The organism is Acetobacter musti (genome assembly GCF_011516835.1).
GTDB lineage: Bacteria > Pseudomonadota > Alphaproteobacteria > Acetobacterales > Acetobacteraceae > Acetobacter > Acetobacter musti.
On record NZ_WOTB01000012.1, the window covers coordinates 72,121 to 86,241 of the forward strand.

Annotated in this window: 8 protein-coding genes; 5 read left to right on the forward strand and 3 right to left on the reverse strand. The window is 59.9% G+C overall.

Annotated features, from left to right (window positions below):
• Positions 1-505 precede the first annotated feature (505 nt).
• Positions 506-1,519, reverse strand: coding sequence for a substrate-binding domain-containing protein (locus GOB93_RS10535; RefSeq protein WP_173583459.1), 1,014 nt, complete (start codon positions 1,517-1,519; stop codon positions 506-508).
• A gap of 340 nt (positions 1,520-1,859) precedes the next feature.
• On the opposite strand from GOB93_RS10535, the gene GOB93_RS10540 reads away from it, so the two are divergent.
• Positions 1,860-4,211 carry a TonB-dependent receptor gene (locus GOB93_RS10540; RefSeq protein WP_242010695.1) on the forward strand — a complete coding sequence of 784 codons (2,352 nt, stop codon included), beginning with the start codon at positions 1,860-1,862 and terminating at the stop codon, positions 4,209-4,211.
• A 271-nt stretch (positions 4,212-4,482) separates the two neighbouring features.
• Here GOB93_RS10540 and GOB93_RS10545 read toward each other — a convergent pair whose 3' ends face one another.
• Entirely contained in the window at positions 4,483-5,127 is a 645-nt protein-coding gene (locus tag GOB93_RS10545) for a SnoaL-like polyketide cyclase (protein ID WP_173583460.1), read from the reverse strand.
• A gap of 583 nt (positions 5,128-5,710) precedes the next feature.
• Positions 5,711-7,987, reverse strand: a complete 2,277-nt coding sequence (locus GOB93_RS10550; protein WP_408742388.1) for a M1 family metallopeptidase — start codon at positions 7,985-7,987, stop codon at positions 5,711-5,713.
• 382 nt (positions 7,988-8,369) lie between these two features.
• Between GOB93_RS10550 and GOB93_RS10555 the strand changes: the two genes are divergently transcribed.
• The 4 genes from GOB93_RS10555 to GOB93_RS10570 all read left to right on the forward strand — a co-directional run bounded on the left by GOB93_RS10555 (position 8,370) and on the right by GOB93_RS10570 (position 14,044).
• Entirely contained in the window at positions 8,370-9,125 is a 756-nt protein-coding gene (locus GOB93_RS10555; RefSeq protein ID WP_173583461.1) for a DUF72 domain-containing protein, read from the forward strand.
• 336 nt (positions 9,126-9,461) lie between these two features.
• Positions 9,462-11,054 carry an adenosine deaminase family protein gene (locus GOB93_RS10560; RefSeq protein ID WP_173583462.1) on the forward strand — a complete coding sequence of 531 codons (1,593 nt, stop codon included), beginning with the start codon at positions 9,462-9,464 and terminating at the stop codon, positions 11,052-11,054.
• Positions 11,055-11,127: 73 nt separating this feature from the next.
• A complete protein-coding gene (locus GOB93_RS10565; RefSeq protein WP_173583463.1) occupies positions 11,128-12,207 on the forward strand; it encodes a purine nucleoside permease in 1,080 nt (359 codons plus the stop codon).
• Between the two features lie 523 nt (positions 12,208-12,730).
• Complete coding sequence (locus GOB93_RS10570) at positions 12,731-14,044, forward strand: Nramp family divalent metal transporter (RefSeq protein ID WP_173583464.1); 1,314 nt, start codon at positions 12,731-12,733, stop codon at positions 14,042-14,044.
• Positions 14,045-14,121 lie beyond the last annotated feature (77 nt).

A 14,121-nucleotide genomic window follows, 5' to 3' on the forward strand; every position in this document is an offset into this window, starting at 1 on the left:
AATGTCGATAATATCGACACGACTTAAATAATATATATGTCAACCCACCCAGGTTATCGGCAACGTATACTTTCGGAAATAAAGTTCTTATGCCTCATGATAATCCAGAGAATAATTTTTTGAAAACTTTCTCATGATGAAAATACAAATTGACACGGCAACATTTAAAAATACTATTTTCTATAAAATTTCATCAATAGTAAAATCTGCGGTACACAGAAAATAAGCCATAAAATTTCCAAAATATTATCGTATGTAATTCGTTAAATCCTGAATTTTTAAAGAACATCTCCCGTAAATAAGGAATTTATGTATTTTGCAAGTAAAATTCTGCTTTGTTTCGGCAGGGCGCCCAGCACCTTCACCGCATGATAATTTAACAAACCGGTTTGCAAAGGTCCGCGACCTTTACCGGGTCCGGACAGCGCCCGGCTCTTCCCGTCAGAACACTCCCCACAACACCGATTTCCATGCAACCGATTGCCACTAACAGACCGGTCACCCCTCAGGCCGACTCCCGCACAGCCAGACGCGGCGCAAGCGAGACAAGACGCGGAGCGGTGATCCGCCCCTTGAGGAAATCGTCGAGCATCCTCACCCCCGCGCGACCGATTTCCGCCGATGGCTGCACGGCGGTCGTGAGCGCCGGGGTGATGAAGGCGGTGTAGTCAAGCCCGTCATAGCCGGCGACGGCGACATCGTCCGGCACACTCAGCCCGGCCTGGCGAACGCCCTGCATGAAGCCGATGGCAAGGGCGTCACAGCAGCAGATGGCGGCGGTAGGCCGCTGATCCAGGGCCAGAAAACGCCCCGCCGCCGCAAATCCGGACGCCAGATCGAAAGGCCCTCCCTCGATCGGAACCAGCCCATCCTGCAGGCCGAGCGCCGTCAGACGGTCGCGGACAGCCGCGTAACGGCGCACTTCATGATAAACGCCGGGCAGCCCCGCGATATAGGCGAAAGACCGGTGGCCAAGTCCGGCGAGATGATCGACGACCGCCACAAACCCCTCTTCCTCCTGGGCGACGACGCTGCTCAGCCCCTCGGAAGTGAGATCGTGCATAACGCTGATCACGGGCGGCGCCGGACCGTCCTTATGCCCCGCCACGGCCCGGTCCCATTTCTCAGTGGCGATCAGAAGAATGCCATCCACCGTATGATTGTGCAGAAAACGCATGACGTCGGCCGTAGGGATCGGCTGCCCGGTATGTGAGTGAATCATTACGCTCAGACCGAGAGACTCCGCCTCATCGCAAACACCGAGAAGGACTTCGGTAAAGACAGGCGAAATAGCCTGCCCGGTGAAATTCGGGGCCAGCACCATGATGGTTTCCGTGGTGCCGCGGCTCAGATTGCGGGCGGCGATATTGCCCATATACCCCAGATCGGCGGCGACTTTCTCCACCAGACGGCGGGTTTCGGCGCTGACACGGCCCGGTCGCGTCAGCGCCCGGCTGACGGTCGAGATGTTGAGACCGGTTTTTTCCGCCAGATCCGCCAGAGTTATTCGCTGCGCCACGCTGCCCTCCCGTTGCGATGCTGTTCTCTGCCATCGTCAGCCATTTCTATCCAGCGCCGTCTGCTTTCTGCGCCGATCTCCATCCCTGCCGAGCACAACAGAAATCCGCCCGGATCAGATCAGGCCGGAGAATCGACGCTGCAGTTCCATCCTCAGATCATTACGAAGAAGAAAACTTTTTCTTTCCTTCCGGAACCGAATCGGTATATGCAGGTTATGGCAATCGCTTGCCATAACCTTCTCCGATGCCTTTGCCGTCATTCAGACGGCAGGCCCGATCGCAGGACACTCAGTGATGATGCTTTGCCGGCCCGACGCGCCCTCTCCGGATCATCGGATTTTGTCGTACAGGGCGTCGCGCCTGCCACTTCTCCGCCTGTTCCGCGTAACTCTTACGGCGTCCACCGCGCTCGCGCTGTATACCGGCGCCGCCTTCGCAGCCGCGCCGGAGGCTGCCGGATCATCAGCTCCAAAAGCGACGCCCTCATCCGCCGCATCAGGAAAGATGCCAAAGGCGCAAGCTAAGCTCTCTCATCAGCCTCGTCCGGCAGCGAAAACCGCACCGGCATCCGGCAAGGCCGCCGGACAGCGCTATGCCGCCACGGGTATCGAAGAGGTGACGGTCACTTCCCAGAAACGCGCGGCCTCGGCTCAGAAAACGCCGATTTCCATGAGCGTGTGGAAGGGGAAAGATCTGCAGACGCTGGGCATCAGCAATCTGGAGGCGCTCAGCACCGTGGCGCCGGATATAAATTTCCTCCAGACGGAAGGGCAGGCGGTGATTACGATCCGTGGCATCTCCAGCCACGACACCAGCGAGATCGGCGATCCCGCCGTGGCGATCGCGACGGACGGTGTTTACACAAACCGTGGCTATTCCTTCAACAACAGCTTCTATGACCTTGACCGGATCGAGATCGAGCGCGGCCCGCAGGGCACTCTGAGCGGCAGAAACGCGGTCGGCGGCGCCATCAATCTGATCACCGCGAAGCCGACAAAGAAGCAGGAAGCAAACGCGAAGGTCGAGTTCGGCAATTACGGCGCCATCAATTCCTGGGCGATGGTCAATCAGCCGATCTCCGACAAGGTGCAGATCCGGGCGGCGTTCAACTCAACCCATCACGAAGGCTACCGCGATCTGGGGAAATCAGGATACGGTGACGGCGCGAACGATGTCTCCGGCCGCCTGACCCTCGCCTTCCAGCCTTTCAAAGGATTTTCCGGCAATATTTCCTATCAGGGAACCCATATCGGCGGCGCCGGCCAGGCAGTCTATAACGTGTCGTACCGCTTCGGCGCGGATGGGAACCTGCTGACATCGCAGCCTGACCTGCCCTCCGGCAATCCGCGCCATCTCCCGATCCCGACAACGCCGCAGGTTTCCACCCTGGACAATGCCCTGCGCTGGAACTTCGATTATAAACTGCCTTACGTAACGCTGAGCTATCTCGGCGGTTATGACGCGACGAATTATAAAGAGGTCAACGATTCCAGTTCGAATGTGTCCTATTCCCGTCAGATCGAAACGTGGAACGCGAACGAGCACCCGAAGACGCAGAATCAGGAATTCAGAATTTCGTCCGATGAAAATTACAAATTCTTCTGGACGACCGGGATCTATTATTTCAAGGAAAATAACAGCCTGACCAGTTTCGACGCCATCCCGGTGGATGACGCCTGGGGGCGTTCGCTGATCTTCAATTACAATACGCTGGCGCGGTCGCTGGCGTGGTACGCGCATGGCACCTGGAAAATCCTGCCGACCCTGCGTCTCACCGGCGGCGTCCGGTATAACTGGGATTCAAAAACCCGTTCAGGAAACATCATGTTTCCGACGGACTCATCCAGCCTTCCGTATAACTACATCACCTCGCCCAATTACGGGCATGCGTCCTGGACCAAGGCCACATGGCATGCCGGCATCGAGTATGACATTACGCCGCGCAATATGGCGTATTTCAAGGTCGATACCGGCTACAAACCGGGCGGCTTTACCGATCTGAACGCCTATAATCCGGAAAATGTGCGTTCCTACGAACTCGGTTTCAAAAATCGCTTCTGGCATAACCGGCTTCAGTTCAATATCTCAGGTTTCTGGGAAGACTATACCGGCCAGCAGGTAAGCCAGATCATCAACAATCTCGGTGGTGGCGGCGAGATTATCGACAATGCGGGCTCCAGCCGGATTTATGGCGTTGACCCGAACCTTGTGCTCCAGATCCCGCATGTCGGCCAGTTCGATTTCGATTTCCAGTGGCTGCATGCACGGTTCAGAGATTTCTCTGTCGCCGTACAGAAGCCGATGGCTGACGGAACATCCGCGATCATAATGCAGCAGTTTTCCGGCAATCAGCTGCCTCAGGCGCCGAATTTCTCCGTCGGCGCCGGCTTTACCCGTTATTGGACCGTGCCATCCGGCCGGGTCATGACCCAGATCCGGACCCGGTTCCAGTCCTCAAACTATTTCTACTTCACAAACACGGGCGATACGAAGCAGCATGCCTACACCAACACCACGGCGCTGGCGGAATATTTCCCTGATATGGGACACTGGCACGCCCAGGTCTTCATAAGAAATCTTGAGAATAGCAGAATTTTCACTTACGCGGCGGAAAACGGCTACGCGAACGCGTATACCTATTCCTTTGCCGCCCCGCGCACTTTCGGAGGCTCGATCTCGGTCGATTACTGAGAGACTGTTTCAGAAGCCTGACCCTGAAACCTCGGGTTAATTACAAAGAAATTTTTGGTGAAGCTTTTTGAAAAAAGCTTCAGAAGACGCCGCCTTTTTGAAAAAAGGCGGCACCCAAAAACTTTTATTATTTTACAAAAGGCTTTAAACGGAGCAACCCGCTCCGCTCCCTGACCGGGATCAAAGGGACCGCGTCCCTTTGTGGGGTTCGGGGCAAAGCCCCGTAACCCACCATGTATCCGGCTCACTCTGCCGGAGCCAGACCCGTCATTCAGTGAGCGATCGGACAGCCGCCCGAAAGACTGTCAATCATTCCGCCGGCATCGAAATAATGCTCAAGCCGGGTGATCTTCAGTTCATCATTGAGCGTCGCCAGTGTCGCCCCATGAATATCAAGCAGAGTTCCGTCGCCCTTGTGACCGTTGAACTCCCCGTTCTGAAGACCCCAGTGCCGCCATGTCAGTGTCGCCGTCGGCAGATGGGCCTTGAGTGTAAGCAGCTCCCAGAGAAAACCGGTGCGAAACGCGTTGTGAAACGCAGCTTCCGATTTTTCATAGTTACTTTCGGAAGCGTTGTAGTTCGCCCTGTCTCCGATAAAAAGATTGTAGCCACCCTTCGCCACAAGATCCTGAACCGTATATTCGCGGCTGCCATTAACCGTCATCCGGAAGACTTTCGGATCGATCGAAATCCAGTCTTCAGGATTCGCTTTGTTGGTCGCTTCCATCTCGAAGACACGGACCAGATTGGTGATCGTCTCCTCCAGACTGCCCGGTTCGAAATGCATCTGACGTTCGTCAGCAAGACGCTTATTCGTAAACGCATAGCTCGGCGCGCCGTAGCGCCAGACATTTTCAGGTGTCGCCTCAATAACGGCCTCGCGATCCTGTAGCCACAAAGGGGCGCTCTCACTCATCCGGAAGTCCTTCCTGTTGTGACCAGCAGCCGATCACACGGTAATGTTCGTAATCCAGAATGATTACATCTTCAGGAAGATCAGATTTTCTTAACTTACTGACAATGATTTTTTGTGAATATGTTCATTTCCTGAACCGGTTCATTGTCTATATTTATATCCTTATCGTAAAATTAAAGAAAATATCTGACGGCTGAAGCCTGATGCATCAGTGAGGTAGACAGGATAAGGTTCTGATACTGAGGAACCCCGCCAGCCGCAAAACGCACCCCGCGACAAACCTTTGATAAAACCAGAAGTTTTTGGGTGCCGCCTTTTTTCAAAAAGGCGGCGTCTTCTGAAGCTTTCTGAAAAAAGCTTCACCAAAAACTTCTTTATAATTAACCAGAGATTTCAGGACCATGCTTTGAAACAGTCTCTGACGCACGCAGGACTGAACTGTATCAGGACAGTGGAAACACTTCCTCAGCCCCGCCATTTCCCGATCAGATATGAATACTCGCCGAAACCCGGTTTGCGCCGCTTTCTGTTCCACACAGCCCGCCAATCAGGCTTTCAGAAATGATCCGACGGCCCGCCCGCCTCACTGCGCGGGCGGCGAGGACACAACCGCCGTCGGAACTTCGCTGAAGCTGTTATTGCTGCGGTCGATATCCGGAATCACGCGGTCAGGATCGAGAATGGCGGTGCGGATCGCCTGCGTGCCCGCGATCTGAAGCGTAATCTCATTGCGCAGCAGCCACGTCTCCGTCGGAATGGTGATCCGGGCGGAACTCCCGTCCATCCAGGTGACCTGAAGAACAACCGGCAGCGGAAGCCAGCCCTTGCTGACAACACGGATCAGCGCACCCTTCGCCGGGTCCCTGTCGACATAGCTGACACCGCCAACAGCATAATCCGGCGCCCAGTTGTTGAAATACCACCCGCGCCAGAACCAGGAGAGATCCTCGCCGGCTTCGCTGTTCATCAGACGGAAGAAATCGGACGGGGTAGGGTGATGGAATGCCCAGGTGGCAATGTAGCGGCGGAAGGCACGGTCGAAGCGTTCCGGACCGAGGATCTGTTCGCGCAGAAGCGTGAGACCATAGGCCGCCTTGAAGTAGGTGACCGGATGGCGATATTTTTCCGGCACCGTCTCCACCGGCGCCATAAGAACCGGCGCCGCGGGATCTTTCAGAACTTTTATAATGTCGTCCGCCGGTTTTCCGGTATCCGGAGCATATTCAGCGTCGCGCTTCGGAGCGAATTCGCCCTGACTGAAATGATCCGAGGCATAGACGTCGATAAAGGTGTTAAACCCCTCGTCCATGAACGCATTCCGCCGTTCATTCGACCCGACGATCATCGGGAACCAGCCATGGCCAAGCTCATGGGTCGTGATCCAGAACAGTTCCGCATCACGATCGTCCATGCCGTCAAAGACAATCCCGGGATATTCCATGCCCGCGCCATGACCCGCGGCATTGATCGCGTTGGGCCACGGATAAGGATACCATTTCTCCGAGAAATACTCGATCGCGTGCTTGACGTAGGAGGTCGAGCGATCCCACGCATGGGAGCCGATGCCCTCGACCGGATAAACCGACATGGCAAGACGCGGACCCGCAGGTTTGTCGGGAGCCGGCGAGACAGGGGGCAGATCGAGTTTCGCCGCATCCCAGAGGAAAGCCGCCGAGGCCATGAAGGCAACATCGCGGGTATTGTTCATGCGGAAATGCCAGGTCTTCGTGGCAGGCGCCGCCGGCCGGGCATCGGCGCTGTCCGTGCGCGCCGGTTCGGCAGGTTTCGCCGTCTTTGCGTCTCTGCTCTCCGGAACGGGTGCCGGTGCAGGCGCGGCGGCGGCCGGTGGCGCCGTGGCCGCCTCGACCTCGGCCTGGGTACGGATCATGACACGCTGGTCGCTTTTCGCGGCCTGGGCGAGACGGTCCTGCTGTTCGCGGGTCAGAACCTCGGCCGGATTGAGGAGTGCGCCCGAGCCGGCGACGATAAAGTTCGCCGGCACGGTCACGCTGTAATCGATATCACCGTAATCGAGATAGAATTCCTGACCGAGATAGGGCGCGGTATCCCAGCCACGAATGTCGTCATAGACGTTCATGCGGGGATAGAACTGGGCGATTTCGTAAATATCGCCGTTCCTGCTCGGTGTTACCGCTGTGCGCCCACCCCATGGACCAGGAATGGTGTAGTGCCAGACAACGTGCAGCCTGAGCCGGCCGCCTTTCTGAAGCGGCTGCGGCAGTACGGCCTGCATGCGCGTGTCGGAAATGACCGGGACGATGGGCGCCGTTTTGCCGTCCTCGCCAACGGAGACGCTCTCGACCACCATGCCGTCAGTGTGGTGGGTGTGCCGTTCGGGCGAGGAGAAATCGGCCCGCGACCCTTCGCGGTAAATATTCTGGTCGAGCTGGAGCCAGAGGACGGCCAGATCGTCCGGGCTGTTGTTGGTATAGGTAATGACCTCATTGCCGGTAACGGTTTTGTTGGCCGGGTCGATCGTGACTTTGATGTCGTAATCGGCCCGGTTCTGCCATGCGGCGGGACCGCGCAGCCCGCTTCCGGAGCGATACGCGTCAGGCGCATCAGGCCAGGCCAGCGCCGCGAAAATCCGCGCGGGATCAGGCTGTGGCAGCGCAACGGGAGCCCCGGAGGTCGCGCTGCCGGAGTTCGGGGCAGGAGTCGCTCCGGCAGAAGCCGCATCTGCAGGAGCGTCATCGGCCCGGGCGGAAAGGACGGGACAGAACAGGCTGACGGACCCTGCCAGTGCGGTCGCGGCCAGAAGCGGGACAAGGCCGGTGCGTCGCGGCTGACATGCCCCGGCGGGGGGACGGATGCGAGAAAGGGCAGGCAGGGACTTCACAAGGCTCACTCCGGACCAGGCAACACGGCCATGTTCATGCGTTAAGGTGCTACCGCACTGACCGGTTCCGTCAAGACAGGGCTCAGAGACCGTTTCAAAAACCCGCCTGTCAAATCTCCGGCAGATTATAAAAAGTTTTTGGTGAAGCTTTTTTCAAAAAGCTTCAGAGAACGCCACCTTTTTGAAAAAAGGCGGCACCCAAAAACTTTTACTGTTTTTTATCAATTGCTTATCGCAGAATGCCCTCTGGTCCTGGCTGAAGCGAACAGGTGACTGGGACTCAAAAAACATAACACCATCAGTTTGTTATGAGACTTTTTATGCGTTGAAGGCTTTCGAAACAGTCCCTTATGCTCAGGCGCTGCACAGGCAGGAGTTTATAATGGCTTTCCGGGTCGGAACCGCAGGCTGGAGTATCGCCACACCGCTCGCAGCCTCGTTTCCGGACGAGGGCACGCATCTCGTCCGGTACGGCCGGCGTCTGCCCTGCGCCGAGATCGACAGCTCGTTCTGGCGTCCTCACCGCCGGACGACCTATGAGCGATGGGCGGCCAGCGTCCCGCCGGATTTCCGGTTTTCCGTCAAAATGCCGCGTGTCGTCACGCATCAGAAGCGACTCACGGAAACGGGTGACGACGTGAGCCGCTTTCTCGATGAGAGCGCCGGCCTCGGCGACCGTCTCGGCGTCCTGCTCGTTCAGCTGCCGCCGGGAGGCCGGTTCAGCCCGGAGATCGCGGCGTCGTTTTTCGACGATCTTCGCCGCCGGTTCGACGGAATGATCGCCTGCGAGCCGCGTCACAAAGGATGGTTCACTCCGGAGGCGGAGCAGTTGCTGACGGACCGCCGGATCGCCCGCGTCGCAGCCGATCCGGCGCCGGCACCGGGCGCCGGAGAACCCGGCGGCTGGCGGGGCCTGACATACCGGCGTCTGCACGGATCGCCGGAAATGTATATCTCGGATTATTCGCCCGAGAGACTGGCCGCCTTCGCCACACAGCTGCGCGAAGACCCCGCTGATGAGATCTGGTGCATCCTCGACAATACGGCGCGGGGCTGCGCGCTGCCAAATGCGCTCACCCTGTGGGCAGATGTCGCCCCCACCGCCGGCCCGCCTGGAAAAAGCACTCAGGGAGAATAATCGACGCGGGCTCTGCCCGCACCCGGCAGGGACCGCAGGCCCCTGCACCCCGGCCAGCCGCAAAGAGTCCCACGATAACGCTATGATAAAAACAAAAGTTTTTGGGTGCCGCCTTTTTCCAAAAAGGCGGCGTCCCCGAAGCTTTCCGAAAAAACCGTGACCGTATTTCGCAAACAAAAGACAAAGGCCTCTCCCTTCCACCCGCTTCATTAACAAACCGGGATCAAAGGGACCGCGTCTCTTTGCGGGGTCCGGGGCAAAGCCCCGAAAAGCACCCTAGTTTCAGGCCCATTTCAGGCATTGTCTTCCGCTGACGGAACGAACATCATCCGCCCCATGATCCGACGTCCTCTTCTCGCCGCCTTTGGCCTCGCCATCGTGCACGGCGCCATCGCCGCCTCCGCGCCCGTCCTCCCCACCCCGGCCACGCCGGCCGCCGCCTCCGATGTCGCGGCCACAAGCCGGCATTTCGAAGCCATCCGCGCCAGCCCGGAACAGCTCCTGCCGTTTCTGCGCGCGTTTCCGAAAGGAAGCGACCTGCACAATCATCTGGTCGGCGCCATCTACGCCGAGCACATGATCGACTGGGCGACGCGCGATCAGCTCTGCATCAATCCGGAAACCGGCGCCATCGGCCCGGCCCGATGCACGCCCGGCCTGCGGGGCACACGGGAAGGCATGGCGGCCTCGGCCATCGCGGCCGATCCGGCTCTGTACGGGCACGAGGTCGATACGCTCTCGATGCGGAATTTCGTCCCGACACCGAATGACCGGTCCGGCCACGACCATTTCTTCTCGACCTTCGACCGGTTCATGCCCGCGACATTCGCCCATAACGCCGACATGCTGGCCGACGCGCTGAATCAGGCCGGATACGACCACGTGCATTACGTGGAGCTGATGATTTCACCGCAGCTCATGCCGGTCGCCACGCTCGGCGCATCGACCCCGGTGACGGGCGCGGCGGATTTCGGCGCCGCGATCGACGCCTTTTCGCCGCGCTTCGCCCCGATGATCAGAGGCGCCCGCGACGAGACGGACGCCATGGAGCACGGAGCCCGCGCGCTGATGAAATGTGGCACCCCCGCCGCCACGCCGGGCTGTGACGTTTCGGTGCGGTACCTCTACCAGACCGTGCGCACGATGCCGCCGGGCATGGTGCTGGCGCAGCTGGCCTTCGGCTACGCGCTGGTGCAGGCGGACCCCCGTTTCGTGGGGATCAACATCGTCGCGCCGGAGGATAATCCGGTGGCGATGCGCGACTACGCGCTGCACATGCAGATGTTCAGAACCCTCTCGGCCCGTTCGCCGTCGGTGAAACTCTCCCTCCATGCCGGCGAGCTGGCCAGCGGTCTGGTTCCGCCGGAAGGAATGCGGGACCATATCCGCCAGGCAGTGGAAATCGCCGGCGCGAAACGCATCGGGCATGGCGTGGACGTCATGCAGGAGCGCGACCCGTACGGCCTGCTGGCCGAAATGGCGAAGCGTCGCGTGATGGTCGAGATCAATCTGACCAGCAATGACGAGATTCTCGGCGTGAAAGGCGCCGCGCACCCGCTGATGTCCTACCGCGCGCAGTCCGTGCCGGTCTCGCTCTCGACGGACGATGAAGGCGTGTCGCGCAGCGATCTCACGAATGAATACGTGCGCGCCGCACAGACCTATCCCCTGTCCTATGACGATCTGCGGGATCTCTCCCGGACCGGGCTGGAATACGCTTTCATCCCCGGCGACAGCCTGTGGTCCTCCACCCGCCCCTGGCATGTGACAGCGGCCTGCTCCGGCATCGCTCCTGACACCAGAGCTCCCGAAGGCGCCTGTCACGATCTGCTGGCCCACAGTGAGAAAGCCCGGCTGCAATGGGCGCTGGAAGCCGATTTCGCCCGTTTTGAACATGCGGTTGCAACCGGCGAGGCGCCCCGGGACTGACCGGGCGCCCCCTCGTCATGCCCATTCGTCATGCCCACTCGTCATGCTGGTTCATCATAAGGAATATTCTCCGATGCGTCTGACTTTTCCGGTGCTCACCGCCTTCGCGCTGAGCCTGTTCGTCCTCCCGCAGGCCCGGGCGGAGGAGGCGAAAATCCCGGTTCGCGTCGTCGTGGTGACGACCTTCGAACTCGGAAAAGACAGCGGCGACATGCCGGGCGAATTCCAGAACTGGGTCGAGAAACTGCCGCTCGGCACGGAAATCCCGGCTCCCGGCACGGATCACGGCGTGATGCGCTACAATCCGTCGCTGCAGGTGCTGGGCCTGGCGACCGGCGAGGGACCGGAACATATGGCGTCCGCCATGACCGGACTCGTGCTCGACCCGCGCTTCGATCTGCGTAAGGCCTATTTCGTCCTCGCCGGAATCGGCGGCATCGACCCGAATTTCGGCCCCGTCGGCGCGGCCGTCTGGGCGCCGCATGTCATCAATGGCGGCCTCGCGCATATGGTCGACGCGCGCGAGATCCCGAAAGACTGGCCGGACGGATTTCTCCCCGTCCAGGGCGCCTCGCCGTCGCTGAGCCCGGTGCCGCCGCTGCATTCGCAATGGGGCGATATGGGCTACACGCTCAATCCCGGCCTCGTCGCCTGGGCGTATCAGCTCACCCGCGACATTCCGCTGCCTGACACAAAGGGACTGCAGACCAGCAGAGCCCGGTATCACGGCTACCCGCAGGCGCAGCTCCCGCCAAAAGTGATGACCGGCGACACCCTGTCCTCGGAAACTTTCTGGGCCGGCGAGCGGATGAACCGCTGGGCGGAGCGCTGGGTGAAATACTGGACGGAAGGGAAAGGCGTCTTCGCCACGACGGCCGAGGAGGATATCGGCTTCATGCAGGCCCTCACGGCACAGGCCCGCGCCGGCCGGGTCGATATGAACCGGGTTCTGATTCTGCGCACGGCCAGCAATTACGACATGCCGCCACCGGGCCGGACCGTGGCGGAAATGCTTAAGGAAGAAACCACGGAGGCCGGATTCTCCGGCTTCATCCCGTCACTCGACGCCGCGTACCGCGTCGGCAGCGTGGTGGTGCGGGAGCTGGCCACGCGATGGGACCGGTATCAGGACACCATTCCGACCGCGCCGTAAAATCCCGCCCGGATCATCGGGCCTGAACCGCGCACCCCGCCCCGGCACCTCCCCGGGTTCAGCAAACCGGGATCAAAGGGACCGCGTCCCTTTGCGGGGCACGGGGCAAAGCTCCGAAAATCCGCTTCGCAGTTCTTTGCAAAGCATAAAGACGCCCGGCTTCAGGAGGGCGTTTATGTCTTTTGCAAGCAGGAGACAGAGCAGGGCTCTGCCCTGCACCCGGAAGGGATAACATATCCCTTCACCCATTTAATTTAACAGTCCGGGATCAAAGGGGCCGCGCCCCTTTGTGGGGTTCGGGGCAAAGCCCTGAAAAGCCATCCTGTCTGTAACTGCAAAGCATACAAACGTCTTCAGAAGACCTCCGGCAAAGCCAGTCCTCCCGGCCGGCCCCGCAAAGCATACAAACCGCCTCCCCGAAGCGGCTCGCGCAGGAGTGTTTTCATAAAGCAATTTTATATAGCATAGTGCATATACCGCATCGGGATGACGCCAGCAGGGTGCGGAAAACCGGGGAACAGACGTGCCGACCACCGACCGCCACGACCACAGCCTGTCCGAGGTGTTCGCCTCCGTAAGCGTGCCGGGTGCCGACGCCTCATGGCTGCGCCGGTTCCTCGCCTTCGTCGGCCCCGGCTATCTCGTCTCGGTCGGCTACATGGACCCCGGCAACTGGGCGACGGATCTGCAGGGCGGATCACGGTTCGGTTATACCCTGCTCAGCGTCGTCCTGCTCTCCAACCTGATGGCGATCCTGCTCCAGGCCCTCTCCGCGCGCCTGGGCATCGCCACCGGCCACGACCTCGCCCAGGCCTGCCGCGCGCACTTCCCGCGCGGCCTTAACCTCGTGCTCTGGGTGGCATGCGAACTGGCCATCATCGCCTGCGATCTGGCCGAAGTCATCGGCACGGCCGTCGCCCTGCAGCTCCTGTTCGGCCTGCCGCTGCTCGCCGGCGCCCTGATCTCAGCCCTGGACGCGTTTCTCGTCCTCCTGCTGATGGGCCGCGGTTTCCGCTACATCGAAGCCTTCATCATCGCATTGCTGACCATCATCGCCGTCTGTTTCGCCGTACAGCTCGTCATGGCCGCGCCGCCCGTCGCGGAGATGCTGCGCGGGTTCATCCCGCGCACGCGGATCGTGACGGACAGCGCCATGCTCTATATCGCCATCGGAATCATCGGCGCGACCGTGATGCCGCATAATCTCTATCTGCACTCCTCGATCGTGCAGACCCGCGACTACCCCCGCACCCCCGCCGGAAAACGGGAAGCCATCCGCTTCGCCACCCTCGACAGCACGATCGCCCTCACCCTGGCACTGTTCATCAACGCCGCCATCCTGATCGTCGCCGCCGCCGCGTTCCATACCAGCGGTCACAGCGACGTGGCCGATATCGCCGACGCCTACCATCTGCTGACACCGATCCTCGGCGCCGGCATCGCATCCACCCTGTTCGCCGTGGCGCTCCTCGCCGCCGGCACGAACTCGACCATCACCGGCACCCTCGCCGGACAGATCGTGATGGAAGGCTTCCTGCGCCTGCGAATGCCCGGCTGGGCCAGACGCCTGCTGACCCGCAGCCTCGCCATCGTCCCGGTCGTGATCGCGACCCTGTTCTACGGAGACCGGAGCGTCGATCAGCTTCTCCTGTTCAGTCAGGTCGTCCTGTCGATGCAGCTCCCTTTCGCCGTCATCCCGCTGGTCTGGTTCGTCTCCCTCCGTAGCCTGATGGGAGAATTCGTCATCTCCCGCCGCCTCGCCGTCGCCGCCTGGCTGGTGGCGGCGATCATCCTGGTGCTGAATTTCCTGCTGCTTTACGGAAGCCTCGCCGGATAGACCGGACCTCATTCCCCCTGACCTTGTCAGTCGTCATGGATTCCGGAGGAGTGCTCCGGGCTTTCCCGCAGTATGGG